This window comes from Pseudomonas kulmbachensis (assembly GCF_963681935.1).
In the GTDB taxonomy this organism is placed as follows: Bacteria; Pseudomonadota; Gammaproteobacteria; order Pseudomonadales; family Pseudomonadaceae; genus Aquipseudomonas; species Aquipseudomonas kulmbachensis.
In genome coordinates this window covers 2,539,671-2,555,019 of the sequence record NZ_OY817088.1, presented here as the reverse complement: position 1 = coordinate 2,555,019, position 15,349 = coordinate 2,539,671, and the positions used below count along the sequence as shown (strand labels likewise).

14 protein-coding genes are annotated in these 15,349 nt (G+C 57.9%); 8 read left to right on the top strand and 6 right to left on the bottom strand.

Translation table 11 applies throughout. The features are described 5' to 3' along the window. Nucleotides 1-42: 42 nt before the first annotated feature. From U5A05_RS11610 to lysA, 3 genes are all read right to left on the bottom strand, one after another. The gene (locus U5A05_RS11610) at nt 43-1,572 is read right to left on the bottom strand and encodes a UxaA family hydrolase (protein WP_321836441.1); all 1,530 of its coding nucleotides are present in this window, start codon (nt 1,570-1,572) and stop codon (nt 43-45) included. 63 nt (nt 1,573-1,635) lie between these two features. Beyond that, nucleotides 1,636-2,646, bottom strand: coding sequence for a zinc-binding alcohol dehydrogenase family protein (locus tag U5A05_RS11605; RefSeq protein ID WP_261742208.1), 1,011 nt, complete (start codon nt 2,644-2,646; stop codon nt 1,636-1,638). 234 nt (nt 2,647-2,880) lie between these two features. Continuing rightward, nucleotides 2,881-4,197 carry a diaminopimelate decarboxylase gene (gene lysA / locus U5A05_RS11600; RefSeq protein WP_321836440.1) on the bottom strand — a complete coding sequence of 439 codons (1,317 nt, stop codon included), beginning with the start codon at nt 4,195-4,197 and terminating at the stop codon, nt 2,881-2,883. Nucleotides 4,198-4,341: 144 nt separating this feature from the next. On the opposite strand from lysA, the gene U5A05_RS11595 reads away from it, so the two are divergent. Next, nucleotides 4,342-5,277: a LysR family transcriptional regulator gene (locus tag U5A05_RS11595; protein ID WP_321836439.1), complete on the top strand. Its 936-nt coding sequence runs from the start codon at nt 4,342-4,344 to the stop codon at nt 5,275-5,277. A 97-nt stretch (nt 5,278-5,374) separates the two neighbouring features. On the opposite strand, the gene U5A05_RS11590 is transcribed toward U5A05_RS11595, so the two are convergent. Beyond that, a complete protein-coding gene (locus tag U5A05_RS11590) occupies nt 5,375-7,579 on the bottom strand; it encodes an OsmC domain/YcaO domain-containing protein (RefSeq protein ID WP_321836438.1) in 2,205 nt (734 codons plus the stop codon). Nucleotides 7,580-7,764: 185 nt separating this feature from the next. Beyond that, nucleotides 7,765-8,763, bottom strand: coding sequence for a LacI family DNA-binding transcriptional regulator (locus U5A05_RS11585; protein ID WP_321836437.1), 999 nt, complete (start codon nt 8,761-8,763; stop codon nt 7,765-7,767). A 131-nt stretch (nt 8,764-8,894) separates the two neighbouring features. Between U5A05_RS11585 and U5A05_RS11580 the strand changes: the two genes are divergently transcribed. Together U5A05_RS11580 and U5A05_RS11575 are read left to right on the top strand one after the other, a co-directional pair. Beyond that, nucleotides 8,895-9,212 carry a hypothetical protein gene (locus U5A05_RS11580; protein ID WP_321836436.1) on the top strand — a complete coding sequence of 106 codons (318 nt, stop codon included), beginning with the start codon at nt 8,895-8,897 and terminating at the stop codon, nt 9,210-9,212. Further along, on the top strand, nt 9,193-9,864 hold the full coding sequence (locus U5A05_RS11575) for a GntR family transcriptional regulator (protein ID WP_321836435.1): 672 nt from the start codon (nt 9,193-9,195) through the stop codon (nt 9,862-9,864). The genes U5A05_RS11580 and U5A05_RS11575 overlap by 20 nt, the downstream gene beginning before the upstream one ends. A 138-nt stretch (nt 9,865-10,002) precedes the next feature. Here U5A05_RS11575 and U5A05_RS11570 read toward each other — a convergent pair whose 3' ends face one another. After that, nucleotides 10,003-10,392: a hypothetical protein gene (locus U5A05_RS11570; protein WP_321836434.1), complete on the bottom strand. Its 390-nt coding sequence runs from the start codon at nt 10,390-10,392 to the stop codon at nt 10,003-10,005. 312 nt (nt 10,393-10,704) lie between these two features. Between U5A05_RS11570 and U5A05_RS11565 the strand changes: the two genes are divergently transcribed. From U5A05_RS11565 to U5A05_RS11545, 5 genes are read left to right on the top strand one after another with little or no spacing between them, the layout of a single operon-like run. Then, nucleotides 10,705-11,523 carry an ABC transporter substrate-binding protein gene (locus U5A05_RS11565; protein ID WP_261742200.1) on the top strand — a complete coding sequence of 273 codons (819 nt, stop codon included), beginning with the start codon at nt 10,705-10,707 and terminating at the stop codon, nt 11,521-11,523. A gap of 10 nt (nt 11,524-11,533) precedes the next feature. Continuing rightward, nucleotides 11,534-13,306: a cis-3-hydroxy-L-proline dehydratase gene (gene lhpI / locus U5A05_RS11560; protein ID WP_321836433.1), complete on the top strand. Its 1,773-nt coding sequence runs from the start codon at nt 11,534-11,536 to the stop codon at nt 13,304-13,306. Beyond that, nucleotides 13,299-13,964 carry an amino acid ABC transporter permease gene (locus U5A05_RS11555; protein WP_261742198.1) on the top strand — a complete coding sequence of 222 codons (666 nt, stop codon included), beginning with the start codon at nt 13,299-13,301 and terminating at the stop codon, nt 13,962-13,964. The genes lhpI and U5A05_RS11555 overlap by 8 nt, the downstream gene beginning before the upstream one ends. A 10-nt stretch (nt 13,965-13,974) precedes the next feature. Next, nucleotides 13,975-14,625: an amino acid ABC transporter permease gene (locus U5A05_RS11550; RefSeq protein ID WP_261742197.1), complete on the top strand. Its 651-nt coding sequence runs from the start codon at nt 13,975-13,977 to the stop codon at nt 14,623-14,625. Then, nucleotides 14,618-15,340 carry an amino acid ABC transporter ATP-binding protein gene (locus U5A05_RS11545; protein ID WP_261742196.1) on the top strand — a complete coding sequence of 241 codons (723 nt, stop codon included), beginning with the start codon at nt 14,618-14,620 and terminating at the stop codon, nt 15,338-15,340. Before U5A05_RS11550 ends, U5A05_RS11545 begins: the two co-directional genes overlap by 8 nt. Nucleotides 15,341-15,349 lie beyond the last annotated feature (9 nt).

Here is a 15,349-nt window from a genome sequence, read left to right as displayed (position 1 = left end):
CATTGCACTAACCTCGGTGCTGGGGCCTTTGGCTTGTTGGTCTCACATCACCGCGCCGATTTGCCAGGGCACAAACTCGTTGTCACCCATGTCGTTTTCTTCACTGCAGGTTTTGCGCCCAGAGGCTGTTGCGAGCATGAGTTCGAACAAGCGTGAGCCCGCTTCGGCCACCGATTCTTCACCGTCGACAATCCCTCCGGCATTGAAATCCATGTCCAATGACATGCGTTGAAACAGCCGGGTGTTGGTGGCGATTTTCAGTGACGGGGTGGGTTTGCAACCATAGGTCGAGCCACGCCCGGTAGTGAAGCAAATCAGGTTCGCCCCGCCCGCTACCTGGCCAGTGGCCGACACCGGGTCGTACCCGGGAGTGTCCATGAACACCAGGCCTTGGTGCTCGACCCTCTCGGCATATTCATACACCCCCATCAGGCCTGTAGAACCGGCCTTGGCCACTGCGCCGAGAGATTTTTCGAGAATGGTGGTGATACCTCCAGCCTTGTTCCCAGGCGATGGATTGTTGTTCATGTCGCCGTGATGCTGGCGTACGTACTCCTCCCACCAATGAATCCGCCCCATCAGTTTGTCGGCTATCGGCGCCGAGGCCGCGCGGGCCGTCAGCAAGTGCTCGGCACCATAAATCTCAGGGGTTTCCGAGAGGATCGCAGTACCGCCATGACGCACCACCAAGTCAACTGCCGCACCCAGCGCCGGGTTGGCGGTGATCCCGGAATAACCGTCCGAGCCACCGCACTGCAGGCCAACAATGAGGTGGCTGGCCGACACGCTGCTGCGTTGCTGGCTGTTAACCTGCGCGAGCATGGCCCGTACCAGACCGATGCCACGCTGCACCGTTTCACGGGTGCCCCCCGCGTCCTGGATCACCAGACTGGCCTTGAGTACTGCAGTGCGGTCGGCCAACTGCTCCATCAGCGGGGCCAGTTGATTGACTTCACATCCCAGACCGATGACCAGCACACCCGCGAAATTCACATGATCGGCATAGCCGTGAAGTGTGCGCTTGAGGATCTCGATACCTTCGCCCTTGGCCCCCATGCCGCAGCCGCTGCCGTGGGTGATGGCGACCACGCCGTCAACATTGGGGTAATCGCGCAGATACCCGGCATCGAACGCCGCAGTAATTTGTTTGCACACGGTGGCCGAGCAATTGACGCTGGAAATTACCCCGATGTAATTGCGCGTACCGACACGACCGTCTGCACGAACATAGCCAGCAAAACGAGCCTGGTCAGTGTGGTAAACGGTGGGCTGGTAGACGTTGGCCAACGAGTGGGTGGAACTGGCCAGCGGCATCTGCAGGTTGTGCACGTGAACATGCTCACCGGGACGCAGATCGCTGCTTGCCTGGCCGATGATCTGGCCATATTTGCGTACCGGCTGTCCCTGGGCCACATCGCGCAGGGCGATTTTATGTCCCGACGGGATATCGGCCAGCGCGGTAACGCACAGGCCATCGGCACACAGTAGCTGGCCACAGGCGATATCGCCGCGTGCAACCGCGACGTCATCACCTGCAGTCAGTACCAGTAATGATGAGTTAGCAGGGTTCATGGTGGTTCCTCAACGGTTCAGGTGCGCTGCTCAGGCCTTGGCGGCAGAGGCAGCGCCACGCTCCTAGCACTCGATAATGGCTTTGACCACGCCTTGCTGCGGGTCCAGCAGAGTGGTGAACCGGGTGGCAACTTCGCTAAGCGGGATGCGGTGGGTGTTGAGTGCCTGATCCGGGATCAAACCGTCGCGCAGGCATTGCTCGACATAGCGGAAGTCTTCAACGGTGGCATTACGACTGCCCATCAGGGTGGCTTCGCGCTTGTGGAACTCAGGGTCGGAGAAGGTAATCGAGTCACGCACCACCGAGATCATCACGTAGGTACCGCCGTGGGCGATAAATTCAAATCCGCGCTCCATCGCCCGGGCGTTGCCGGTGGCATCGAACACCACATCATAGAAATCGCCTTCAGTCAGCTCGGCCAGCGCCTCTTTATCACCTTCGCCAATTTTCACTGCCGCGTGAATATTCAAGTGCTTGCGGCAAAAATCCAGGCGGTCGTCACGGGTATCGAGCACGGTGACCACAGCCCCGCGCAGCCCGGCAAATATTGCCGCCGCCATGCCTATCGGCCCGGTGCCGACTACCAGCGTACGCTGCCCGGCCTGGAGGTTGGAGCGGCGCACTGCATGGGCACCGATGGACAAAAACTCGATCATTGCCGCTTGGTCCAGCGAAACCCCCACGGCCTTGTGGATGAACTGATGGGCGACGCTCAGGTATTCGGTAAAGGCGCCATCACAGTGCACACCGAGCACCTGGATACGGGTGCAGCAGTTGGTCTTGCCCTGGCGGCAGGCGATGCAAGAGCCACACGAGATGTAGGGCATTACGTACACAACATCCCCAGCGACCAGGCCACTGCCCTCGTCACTGGCTTCGACGATCCCGGAAAACTCGTGCCCCATGACCCGCGGGTACTCCAGAAACGGCTGGTTGCCGGTGAAAATGTGCAGGTCAGTGCCACACACCCCCACCCGCTTGATTCTGATCAGGGTTTCGCCGGGCTGGCGGTCAGGCATCGGGCTTTCGATAGCGGTGAGCGAGCGCGGCTCGTTACAGATCACAGTCAGCATTTTTTATTCTCCGTCGTTAGTGCAAGGGCTAACGGGTATTGGCGAGACGAGTGAGGGGGGGGCAAACAAGGGGGCGCAGCAACGCAGGGAGCAAGACAGGGCATCTGGATCTCCTATTGTTGTTGGCTGGCTTGAGTGCCGCCTGGATGATCACGCCTCGAAAACTACACGCAGGAAAAAATATTGGCAAGACCAATTTATTATTTATCTTAATTGGCCTTACCAGATCGATCCTCAGCCAATAGCATCCATCTCCCTGGCAACCAGATCCTCAAAGCGCTCTCTGTGACGCACGATCCGATACTCCTCGCCCATGACCAGCACTTCAGCCGGGCGAACTTTCGAGTTGTATTGGCTGGCCATGCTCATGGCGTAAGCACCTGCCGAAAAAATGGCCAGGGTGTCACGCTCCGAAAGTATTGGCAGAGGTCGCGACAACGCAAAAAAGTCGCCGGTTTCACAAATCGGCCCCACTACATCCGCGGGCGATAGCGTGGCGTGTGAATCGGACTTCGAAGAAGTGCTCAGGTGTGTCCAGTGCCCGCTGAAATGCCCATATCGGATCGGCCACATGGCATGGTGTGCGCCGTAAAGCGTGGGCCGGAGCAAGATATTCATGCCCGCATCGACAATCACAATCTGCCGATCCCAGCCCTCCTTGATGTATTCGACACGCGTCAACAGCACACCAGCATTGGCGCTGATAGAGCGGCCGGGCTCGATCACGAACCGCACCCCCCGCGCCTTGAGCCCCAGTAGCCGCTGAGAAATAATCCGCCCCATTTCCTGCAACGAAATGCTCGCGCAATCAGAGGCCTCATAAATGGCCGCAAAGCCACCGCCAATATTGATAGTTTCGACAGTGGCGCCTGCCTGCTCCACCTCATCCAGCAGTTTCTCGATGACATCAATGCAAGCCAGATAAGACGCGCTGTCATGGATAGGCGAACCAATGTGTGCATGGATTCCGACAACGTCGACGTTGCCGTACAACCCTGGAGCGTAAAGACGTGCCGAACGTGTCACCGGAATGCCGAACTTGGTTTGACGCCCTCCTGTGGCGGTTTTCTGCGGCGTATCGCGATCCGCCACATCGGGATTGATCCGGATTGAAACCCTGGCCCTGCAGCCGTACTGAGCGGCAATCGCATCGATCCTCGCCAGTTCACCCTCAGACTCGACATTGAACTGATAGATCCCTGCCTGCAGTGCATAGGTGATCTCTTGCACAGACTTGCCCACGCCTGCAAACACAATGGTTTCAGGGCGAGCACCGGCCAACAGCGCACGGTAGATTTCGCCCCCGCTGACCACATCCAGCCCCGCCCCCTGCTCAACCAGAAGCTTCAGGATGCTCAAATTGCTGCAGCTTTTGACCGAAAAACAAATCAGCGGGTCAATCGTTTGAAAAGCGTCACGCATGCTCTTTAAATGCGCCGCCAGGGTACTCGTGGAATAGACAAACAACGGCGTACCCAACTTTTCAGCCAGGCTTTCCAAGTCCACCCCTTCGGCATGCAAAACACCTTGCTTGTAACTGAAACCATCCATTGGAACCTCTCTGAAAATCAGCGGGCATACTTGCTTGCCTGCCATTTTCTGCAAGGTTCAGATAGATTAAAAATACTACTTTATACGTAATCAATTCATATCTGATATGGTCAAAAACTCACCATTACCGAGGCAAGGATCGCCATGGCGTCGCTCAACTTCAGGCATATCGAGATATTCTGGGCGGTCATGACAGCCGGTAGCGCTACCGCCGCAGCGGCCCTGTTGCGCACCTCACAACCGACCATCAGTCGAGAACTGGGCAGGCTGGAGTCGCTGACCGGCTTGACCTTGTTCAAGCGCACCAATGCCAGGCTGGTCCCGACTGAACAGGCGCTACTGCTCTTCGATGAGGTCAAGAGGTCTTACTTCGGCCTGGAACGGATCGTCAAGGCCGCTGACGCCATTCGCCAGTACCGGCACGGGCAAATCAGCATCGTTTGCCTGCCAGCTTTCTCCCAAGCAGTGGCGCCCAAGGTCTGCAAACATTTCCTGGATCAATACCCCGCAGTTGGAATCAGCATTACGCCCCAGGATTCGCCGTTGCTCAACGAGTGGCTTTCTTCGCAGCGTTTTGATCTGGGGCTGATAGAAGACAACAGCGCTCCCCCGGGCACCGATCTGGAGACCATCTTCACCTCGGATATCGTCTGTATCCTGCACACCGGGCACCCGCTGTGTGCCAAGGCGGTTCTGTACCCCGAAGACTTTGAGCACCAGCCGTTCATTTCTCTGGCGAGCAACGATCCCTATCGCAACAAGATCGACAATTTATTCGACAGTTCGGGGATCAGCAGGCAATTGGTCGTTGAAACGCACAGCGCAGCGGCAGTTTGCGCAACGGTAGCCCTGGGGGTAGGCATTTCCATTATCAACCCGCTCACGGCACTGGCCTACGCGAAGCTCGGGTTGGAAATTCGCAGGCTGTCACTTTCCATTCCGTTCACCGTCAGTGTGGTGCGCCCCCAGCATCGTCCCTACTCTCCATTGGTCGATAACTTCATCAGTTCATTGAAGCATTGCTGCCTGGAGCTGAGCGATCAATTGCGATCCATCATTGACAGCGATGCCTTGGCATAACTGACTGACCGGCTTGTTGTCATCGCGAGCAAACCCGCTCCCACAGTGGTTATTTAAACCTTGTGGGCGCGGGCTTGTTCGCGATGGCAACGTCAGATCAATCCGACAGGCCCACCGCCTTGGCCCGTGCCGAATGCAGTTTTTTGTAGCTGTCGATCAACCGCAGGTGCCTGTCGAGCCCTTCCAGCTTCATGCTGGTAGGTGTCAGGCCATGGAAACGCACGCTGCTTCGCACCGAGCCGATCGCCGCGTCCATCCGTTCGTTGCCGAACATGCGGCGAAAGTTGACCTCGTAGTCTTCCAGTTCCAGGTCTTCGTCCAGTTCCATTTCCAGCACCGCATTCACGGCCTGGTAGAACAAACCACGATCAACGGTGTTGTCGTTGTACTGGAGGAACATTTCCACCGCTTCTTTTGCCTCTTCATACTGCTTGAGGGCAAGGTAGATCAGCAGCTTCAGCTCCAGGATCGTCAGCTGACCCCAGGCGGTATTGTCGTCAAACTCGATGCCGATCAAGGTGGTTATATCGGTGTAGTCATCCAGCTCGCTTTCAACCAGACGCTCAACCAGCGCTTTCAGCTCTTCTTCGTCGAGGCGGTGCAGGTTCAGAATATCGGCGCGGAAGAACAGCGCTTTGTTGGTGTTATCCCAAATCAGATCGTCAGCCGGGTAGATTTCCGAATAGTCCGGTACCAGGATGCGACAGGCCTTCGCCCCGAGATGCTCGTACACCGCCATATACACTTGCTTGCCCATGCCCTCGAGAATGCCGAACAAGGTCGCGGCTTCTTCGGCGTTGGCGTTTTCACCCTGGCTGGTGAAGTCCCATTCAACGAATTCGTAATCGGATTTTGAGCTGAAAAAGCGCCATGACACCACACCGCTGGAGTCAATAAAGTGCTCGACGAAATTATTCGGCTCAGTCACCGCATGACCTTCGAAAGTCGGCTGGGGCAGATCGTTCAGGCCTTCAAAACTGCGCCCCTGAAGCAACTCGGTCAGGCTTCGTTCCAGTGCTACTTCCAGGCTTGGGTGGGCACCGAACGAGGCGAAAACACCGCCGGTACGCGGGTTCATCAAGGTGACGCACATCACCGGAAATTCACCGCCCAGGGACGCATCCTTGACCAGCACAGGAAACCCCTGCTCTTCCAGTGCCTGGATCCCGGCAACAATGGCCGGGTACTTGGCCAGCACCTCTTGCGGCACATCCGGCAAGGCGAACTCACCTTCAATGATTTCGCGTTTTACCGCACGCTCAAAGATCTCCGACAGGCACTGCACCTGAGCTTCAGGCAGGGTATTGCCGGCGCTCATGCCGTTGCTCAGGAACAGGTTTTCGATCAGGTTGGACGGGAAATACACCACCTCGCCATCCGACTGACGCACAAACGGCAGCGAACAGATGCCGCGTTCTTCATTACCGGAGTTGGTGTCGATCAGATGCGAGCCACGCAGCTCGCCTTCGCGGTTGTAAATCTTCAGGCAGTACTCATCAAGAATCTCGCTCGGCAGCGCGTCCTTGGGCCCCGGCTTGAACCAACGCTCTTCCGGGTAATGCACGAACGCTGCATTAGCGATTTCTTCGCCCCAGAACTGATCGTTGTAGAAGAAGTTGCAATTAAGACGCTCGATAAACTCACCCAATGCCGACGCCAGCGCGCCTTCCTTGGTCGCGCCCTTACCGTTGGTAAAACACATCGGCGATTGCGCATCGCGGATGTGCAGCGACCACACATTGGGGACGATATTGCGCCACGAAGCGATTTCGATTTTCATGCCCAGGCCAGCCAGAATGCCGGACATATTGGCGATGGTTTGCTCCAGCGGCAGATCCTTGCCTGCAATGTAAGTGCCGGTCTCTGAATCGGAAACGGGCATCAGCAGCGCCTGGGCATCGGCGTCGAGGTTTTCCACCTCTTCAATCACAAACTCAGGGCCCGCTTGCACGACCTTCTTTACGGTGCAACGGTCGATGGAACGCAAAATGCCCTGACGGTCCTTTTCAGAGATATCTGCCGGCAGTTCGACCTGAATCTTGAAAATCTGGTTGTAGCGGTTTTCCGGGTCAACAATGTTGTTCTGCGACAGGCGGATGTTTTCCGTGGGAATGTTGCGGGTCGCGCAGTACAACTTTACGAAATACGCCGCACACAACGCCGACGAAGCCAAAAAGTAGTCGAATGGGCCTGGAGCCGAACCATCGCCTTTGTAGCGAATCGGTTGATCGGCAACGACCGTGAAATCATCGAACTTGGCTTCAAGTCGAAGGTTGTCGAGAAAGTTGACCTTAATTTCCATGCGGGATTACCAGAATAACGAGCTAAACAAAATGGCGGCCATTATCCGATTTTTCGGCAGCAAGTGTTGCGCTTTTCAGAAATGAGCCCGCCTGCGACAGCGTCCGCCCTTCAAATCGGACGATCCACAGCGGCTGAATCGCCTGCTGCAGCACTCGGACTGAAAGCCGACAAGTGAAGGGGCTGCTACAGGGACAGGCGCTCCACCAGCGGGCAACCCACCCTGTGGGTGAAGGGTTCGTCCTTGCTCTCGATCAGGTGCAGAGCTGCACGCTGACCCATTGCGTAATAGGGCAATTGCACAGTGGTCAATGGCGGATAGAACAGCTCTGCAACGCCCACCATATTGTCGAAACCGAGCACGGCAATGTCAGCCGGAATTTTCAGGCCCTGGCCGAGCAGAAACTGGTAGGCGATCAGGGCAATACGATCATTGCCGCAAATCAGCAGATCAAAACCGGGCACTGAGGGCGACTCAGCCAACTGCCGGCTGAGCTCGCTGATGACTTCTTCATAGCCATCATCCGCGGACAGGTCGTATTGCTGGATGCTGTCCAGGGCAAGCCCGGCCTCCTCAAGGGCGCGCGCCAAACCTTGCTGACGCAGTTGCCAGGCCATGCTGTGGCGCGGCAGATTGATGCACAGCGGGCGTCGATAGCCGCGCTGCAACGCCAGACGCACGCCCTGGTACTGGCCGTCTTCATCATCCGGGACATAGCACGCCACATCAGGACTGCTGCTCAAGCAGTTGCTCAGCACCAAAGGGTAATCGCGCAACACTGCGGGAATATCCAACTCACGCAATTGCATGGCACTGAACACAATCCCGTCAGGTCGATGGGACAGCATCAGGTCGATGGTTTGCTGGTTTGGAGGGGTTTCGAAGACGTTGATGATAAACACGCTCCAACCGTTCTCCCGCGCCGTGCGCTCCAGTGCCAGCAGCATGTCCACGGCGAAAGGCGTGGTTGCGGTGTCGAGGGCGAAGACGCCGATTGTCTTGCTGCTGGAAAGACCGCCGCGCATCTTGCGTGCAGACTCGCTGGGTACATAACCCAGGGTCTCGATGGCCTTGCGCACTGTGGCCAGGGTTTCTGCGTTGAGTTTTTGCGGGGTATTGATCGCTCGGGACACGGTCATCAGGGAGACCCCTGCCAATCGTGCGACATCTTTAACCGAAGCCATTTACAGCTGCCCTTGTGTGATTCTCTGTGCATGAGTCATATCGACCCGGAGCATGACATCAAGCCTGCAGTGGCGCAAACCGCAGCAGGGCAGCCGACTTGCGGCCAGGCGCCCTGCCCGGTAACGGCGGCTTGCAAGCACCAAAAAAACCGGTTGCTGCGAACGTGCTGCCAGTAGACCTGAACGACGGTGCCGCAGACAGCAAGTTCAACGTGCGCCAGGCCTACTCCGAACTCGACCATTTGGCGTCGTTCCAGAACAGCCCGATGTTTCGTGATGCACGGCTGTGGGCAGGCAAGCGCCACGACCTGGATAATGACGCGGGTGCAAGCCCGCCCGCACAAAAATCAGACCTGGCCGACCATCGGCACAAGGAATACCCTATGTTTTTCGTATACCATATCTTTTTTCCAGCGAACGATGACCGCCGTGGCCCACCCAAAATTTAATGCTCCCGACTTGGGCAACTCCCCTTCCACGTCGGAAATCATCACCCTGCACCTGCGTGATGCCATCGTTGCCGGGCACTTCGCTGAAGACGAGCCGATCCGTCAGGACGATATCGCCCGCCAGTTCAATGTCAGCAAAATCCCGGTGCGCGAAGCCCTCAAACGCCTCGAAGCTGAAGGGCTGGTGATGTTCCAGCGTAATCGCGGAGCCATGGTCACGCGGATTTCCGAGGTGGAACTGGCACAGATGTTCGAAGTGCGCATGCTACTTGAAGACAAGTTGCTGCGCCTGGCCATTCCTAATATGACCGAAGACACCTTCGCCCGCGCCGAGCGCATCTGCCAGGAATTTGTCGGCGAAGATGATGTGGGGCGCTGGGCCGAACTCAACTGGGAACTGCACGCCTGCCTTTACGAGCCTGCGCAGCGCCCGTTCATGATCAGCCTGATCCGTTCGGTCAATGACAAGCTTGAACGCTACCTGCGTATGCAGATGAGTTTATCGGCAGGCAAACACCGCGCCGATCACGAACACCGCGAGATTCTCGACGCCTGCCGTGCCGGTGATGTAGAGCGGGCGGTCAAATTGCTCGACGAGCACATTGCCGGTGTATGCAAAACCCTGTTTGAGCATTTGCCGCAGAGCCATTGACCTGCGCAAGGACCAAACACCAGTAGATACTCTGTTCCAGATCAAGCCCTTAGTGGGAGCGAGCCTGCTCGCGAATGATTTTCGCGAGCAGGCTCGCTCCCACGGTTGAAGTATCTCTGTACGCTCCTCAGGCAGGTTTCAGTAAACCGTGATAGCCAGATCAATCCCCAATATGTGCATGCGGGCAAGCGTGCCGAAACAGAGCGGGTAAGTCAGGCTGTGCGAAAACTCATCACTTCGAAAACCGATATCCATTGTTTTTTGCGTACAGGCTTGCCACAGGGGTTTCAGCGCTTGCGGGAGCTGCTCAACAGCATCAAGCAGCACATTGATGCTCTCTTCAGGTGTGTCGTAACTACCCTGCGGGCCAAAACCTTCCAAAACCACTCTATGGCCAACACCTTCTAAATAAGAATCCTGCAAACAACTGACCGGACAATTGTCCTCATGCTCCGGCGCCATGGCCTGCGCGAGTAAAGTCAGGTCAACAGGAGCCGTCAGTAGCAAGTCTGTATTGATGTAGCTCACGATGGTTCACGCTCTCAAGAAATCCCCTCGCGCCCATACTGCCCAAAGCCAAAGCCATAACCAATACCGCAAAATGCCACTAAGTGTTCCCTTGTGGGGCATTTCCTACGGCAATGCTCCCTTCTGTAACACCACCCTGCTACCCGGCCATCCCTCCTGCTCCTGAGTGCCATCACACAAGCCAGCAAAAACCTCATTCGCGAACTAATTGCGGGCCTGTAGGAAAAATCGGCACATGATTTGCTAAACAAATATCGTATACGAAATTCTCAATACGACATTTAACAGCACTTCAACGACTTCGAGGCTTCTATGAAAAACCCCGTATTTGCCGTAGCCCTCAGCGCTGTTCTCAGTACCTCCTTTATTGCCACCGCCCAGGCCGACAAGCTTGATGACATTATTGGCTCGGGCAAACTGCGCTGCGCCGTGACCCTGGACTTCCCGCCGATGGGTTCGCGTGATGCCGCCAACAAGCCGGTAGGCTTCGATGTGGACTACTGCAACGACTTGGCGAAAGTACTCGGAGTCGATGCCGAAATTGTCGAAACACCTTTCCCCGACCGTATCCCGGCGCTGGTCTCGGGTCGCGCCGACGTTATCGTGGCATCCACCTCGGACACCTTGGAGCGCGCCAAAACCGTTGGCCTGAGCATTCCGTACTTCGCGTTCCAGATGGTGGTGCTGACCCGCGACGATACCGGCATCAACAGCTTCGCCGACCTCAAAGGCAAGGCGCTGGGCAACACCAGCGGCACTTATGAAGCCATCGCCCTGGAAAAAGACGTGAAAAACTGGGGCAGCGGCTCGTTCCGTGCCTATCAGTCGCAAAACGACACCTTGTTGGCCGTTGCCCAAGGCCATATTGAAGCCACCGTCGTCACCAATACCGTGGCCGCAGCTACCCTTAAATCAGGCAAGTACAAAAACCTCAAAGTCGCCGGTAACGCGCCTTACGTGGTTGATTACGTGTCCCTAGGCGCCAAGCGCAACGAGTACGGCCTGCTCAACTACCTCAACCTGTTCGTCAACCAGCAAGTACGCACCGGACGCTACAAGGAGCTGTGGGTCAAATGGGTCGGTACCGAGATTCCACCGGCTGATCTGACCGTACCTCACGTCTACTACTGAGGTATCCAGCATGTCCGGGAAAAGTTCTCTTGCCGGTCGCAGCCTGGTTGATGGCGCGGCCTTTGGCCCTTTGCTGTACGCCGATGTCGGCCTGAGTTTCTGGGGCGGCGTCGACCCGTTCAGTGGTGAGGTGATTGACCGTCACCACCCGCTCAGCGGGCAATGCCTGGCTGGCCGGGTACTGGCAATTCCAAGCGGGCGCGGCTCCTGTACCGGCAGCAGCGTGATGATGGAATTGATCAGCAACGGCCACGCCCCCGCCGCACTGGTGCTGGCTGAAGCCGATGAGATCCTGACCCTTGGCGTGCTGGTGGCCCGGACCCTGTTCGAACGTTCCCTGCCGGTGCTGTGCATCGGCAAGGAAGCGTTTGGCGCCTTGCGCGGCAAAGCGTTCGCCAGGGTCGACGGCACACACCTGAGCCTGTTCGACTCGGTGCCTGACGACACCACATCAGAACCGCTCAGCGATGTACCCACTACAGATTCCGCTACCCCGATTGAGCTGACCGAGCACGATCGGGCACTGCTCGACGGTAGTTACGGAAAGGCGGCCCAAGTCGCGATGCAAATCGTGCTGCGCATGGCGCAACTGCAAGGTGCCGGGCAACTGATTGACATTACCCAGGCCCATATCGACGGCTGCATTTATACCGGGCCTGCGAGCCTGCGCTTTGCCCAGCAACTGGTTGAATGGGGCGCCAAGGTACGAGTGCCCACCACTCTTAATTCGATTTCCGTAGACCAGCGGCGCTGGCGTGAACTGGGCATAGACCCGGCGCTCGGCGTGCCGGCCAGTGCGCTGGGCGATGCGTATATGGCCATGGGCGCGCAACTGAGCTTCACCTGCGCGCCTTACCTGCTCGACAGCGCGCCCAAGGCGGGCGAGCAGATCGTCTGGGCCGAATCCAACGCGGTGGTTTACGCCAACAGCGTGCTTGGCGCACGCACGCTCAAATACCCCGACTATCTGGATATTTGCATCGCCCTCACCGGCCGTGCGCCGTTGATTGGTTGCCATCTGGAAAGTCAGCGCAAGGCCCGTCTGCACGTCGAGTTACCGCCACTGGCCAACCTCGACGACGCCTTCTACCCCCTGCTCGGCTATCACATTGGAGCCCTGGCCGGCAGCCGCATCCCGCTGGTTTCAGGACTGGAGCAGCAGCACCCGGACCAGGACGACCTCAAAGCCTTCGGCGCGGCCTTTGCAACCACCAGCGCTGCACCGCTGTTTCATATCGCAGGCGTTACACCCGAAGCGCTGAATCCGGAACAGGTAGTGGATGGCCCGTTACCGGTGATCAAGATCAGCCTGCAGGACTTGCGGCTGAGCTGGCAGGAACTCAACAGTGCCCGCGACCCCAAGGTGGATGTGGTGTCGCTGGGCAACCCGCACTTCTCCCTCAGCGAATTCGCCCATTTGGCACGCCTGTGTCAGGGCCGCCAGCGCCACCCGGAGGTGGTGCTGGCGATCACCTGTGGTCGCGCCATCCTGGAACAAGCTCGCGCAGCCGGGCATATCGCCGTGCTCGAAGCCTTCGGCGCCACGCTGGTCAGCGATACCTGCTGGTGCATGCTCGGTGAGCCGGTGATCCCGCCTGCCGCCAGAAACCTGATGACCAATTCGGGTAAATACGCCCATTACGCCCCCGGCCTGGTGGGGCGCAAGGTGCATTTCGCCAGCCTCGCCGAGTGTGTGGATGCGGCATGCAGCGCCACGGCCAGCGGTCGCTTGCCGTTGTGGCTGCAAACCACTGCCTCACTGGAGAACCCTGCCCATGTTTGACTACACCTTCCAATGGCGCTCTGCCCTGCGGGCCTTGCCCGACATGCTCGCAGGCGCTGTGGTCACCTTCGAGACCGCCGCACTGTCGATGATTTTCGGCGTGCTGATCGCCTTGGCCCTGACGGTGATGCGCGAAACCAAAAACCCGCTGTTGCGCGGCGTTGGCAATGCCTGGGTATCCATTGCCCGCAATACCCCGTCGCTGTTCCAGATTTATGTCCTGTACTTCGGTCTCGGCTCCCTAGGCCTGCATGTCAGTTCATGGATCGCTCTGTTGGCCGGGATCACGTTCAACAACGCAGGCTACCTGGCGGAAAACTTTCGCGGCGGCCTCAAAGCCGTGCCCGATACCCAGATCCGCGCGGCACGCTCACTGGGCATGAGTGCGTTTCAGACCTACCGCATGATCGTGGTTCCGCAACTGTTGCGCATTGTCTTCTACCCGCTGACCAACCAGATGGTCTGGGCCGTGCTGATGACCTCACTGGGGGTGATCGTGGGGCTCAACAATGACCTCACTGGCGTGACTCAGGACTACAACGTCAAAACGTTCCGCACCTTCGAATACTTCGCCATTGCCGCGGTGCTGTATTACCTGATTGCCAAAGCGATCGTTGCAGTAGCCCGGCTGATGGCCTGGCGACTGTTCCGTTACTGAGGACTCACCCATGTTTTCCACCAGTTTTACCTGGAACGACTTTTTGTTTTTGCTGGACGGGGCCTGGGTCACCCTGCAACTGACAACCTGGGCAATTTTGCTCGGCACCGTTGCCGGGTTGTTGTTCGGTCTGCTGCGCGCCTTGCTGCCACGAGCCAGCCTGCCGCTGGCCTGGGTGCTGGATGTGTTTCGCAGCGTGCCGTTGCTGATCCAGTTTGTGTTGTTCAACTCGCTCAAAAGCATTGTCGGCCTGAACATCAGCGCCTTCAGCGTCGGGTGCATCGTGCTTGGGGTTTACGCCGCCGCGTACTTCACCGAAATCGTGCGCAGCGGTGTGCTCGCGGTGCCATTTACCACGCGCCGGGCCAGCCGCTCGCTGGGCCTGAGCTACTTGCAGGACCTGCGTTACATCGTGCTGCCCATCGCCATGCGGGTGGCCTTTCCCGGCTGGCTCAACCTGGTGCTCAGTGTGATGAAAGACACCGCCCTGGTGATGTGGATCGGCATCGTTGAACTGCTGCGCGCCTCGCAAACCATCGTCACTCGTATTCAGGAACCGATGCTGGTGTTGTGCATCGCGGGCCTTATCTATTACGTCATGAGCCTGGTGGTTGCCCGCCTTGGCGCTCGCCTGGAAAAAAGGTGGCAAGAAAATGATTGAGATCGACAACGTCCACAAATCCTTCGGCGAACTTGAAGTGGTCAAGGGCGTGAGCCTGACCGTCAACAAGGGCGAAGTGGTATCGATTATCGGCGGCTCAGGCTCCGGCAAGTCGACCCTGTTGATGTGCATCAATGGCCTGGAACCGATCCAGAAAGGCCATATCCGCGTCGACGGCATCGAAGTCCACGACCGCGCCACCAACCTCAACCACCTGCGGCAGAAAATCGGCATCGTGTTCCAGCAATGGAACGCCTTCCCGCACCTGACCGTGCTCGAAAACGTGATGCTCGCGCCGCGCAAGGTACTGGGCAAAAGCAAGGCCGAAGCCGAGGCGCTGGCCGTGCAGCAACTGACCCATGTGGGCCTTGGCGACAAGCTTAAAGCTTTCCCCGGCAAGCTCTCCGGCGGCCAGCAACAGCGCATGGCGATTGCCCGCGCCCTGGCCATGTCACCGGACTACATGCTGTTCGACGAAGCCACCTCGGCCCTCGACCCGCAGTTGGTGGGCGAGGTGCTGGACACCATGCGCATGCTCGCCGAAGACGGCATGACCATGGTCCTGGTCACTCACGAAATCCGTTTTGCGCGGGATGTGTCCGACCGTGTGGCGTTCTTTCGCAATGGCCTGGTGCACGAAATCGGCACCCCCGATCAAGTCATCGGCAACCCTGTGCACGCGGAAACCGCGGCGTTCCTCAAATCGGTCAAATAGGAGCAGAAC

Bases quoted from the DNA above. Each gene is read 5' to 3' on its own strand.
- lhpI (WP_321836433.1), top strand. From the start codon at position 11,534: ATGTCCGGGAAAAGTTCTCTTGCCGGTCGCAGCCTGGTTGATGGCGCG.
- U5A05_RS11550 (WP_261742197.1), top strand. From the start codon at position 13,975: ATGTTTTCCACCAGTTTTACCTGGAACGACTTTTTGTTTTTGCTGGAC.
- U5A05_RS11590 (WP_321836438.1), bottom strand. From the start codon at position 7,579: ATGGAAATTAAGGTCAACTTTCTCGACAACCTTCGACTTGAAGCCAAG.
- U5A05_RS11555 (WP_261742198.1), top strand. From the start codon at position 13,299: ATGTTTGACTACACCTTCCAATGGCGCTCTGCCCTGCGGGCCTTGCCC.
- U5A05_RS11545 (WP_261742196.1), top strand. From the start codon at position 14,618: ATGATTGAGATCGACAACGTCCACAAATCCTTCGGCGAACTTGAAGTG.
- U5A05_RS11595 (WP_321836439.1), top strand. From the start codon at position 4,342: ATGGCGTCGCTCAACTTCAGGCATATCGAGATATTCTGGGCGGTCATG.
- U5A05_RS11610 (WP_321836441.1), bottom strand. From the start codon at position 1,572: ATGAACCCTGCTAACTCATCATTACTGGTACTGACTGCAGGTGATGAC.
- U5A05_RS11605 (WP_261742208.1), bottom strand. From the start codon at position 2,646: ATGCTGACTGTGATCTGTAACGAGCCGCGCTCGCTCACCGCTATCGAA.
- U5A05_RS11585 (WP_321836437.1), bottom strand. From the start codon at position 8,763: ATGGCTTCGGTTAAAGATGTCGCACGATTGGCAGGGGTCTCCCTGATG.
- lysA (WP_321836440.1), bottom strand. From the start codon at position 4,197: ATGGATGGTTTCAGTTACAAGCAAGGTGTTTTGCATGCCGAAGGGGTG.
- U5A05_RS11565 (WP_261742200.1), top strand. From the start codon at position 10,705: ATGAAAAACCCCGTATTTGCCGTAGCCCTCAGCGCTGTTCTCAGTACC.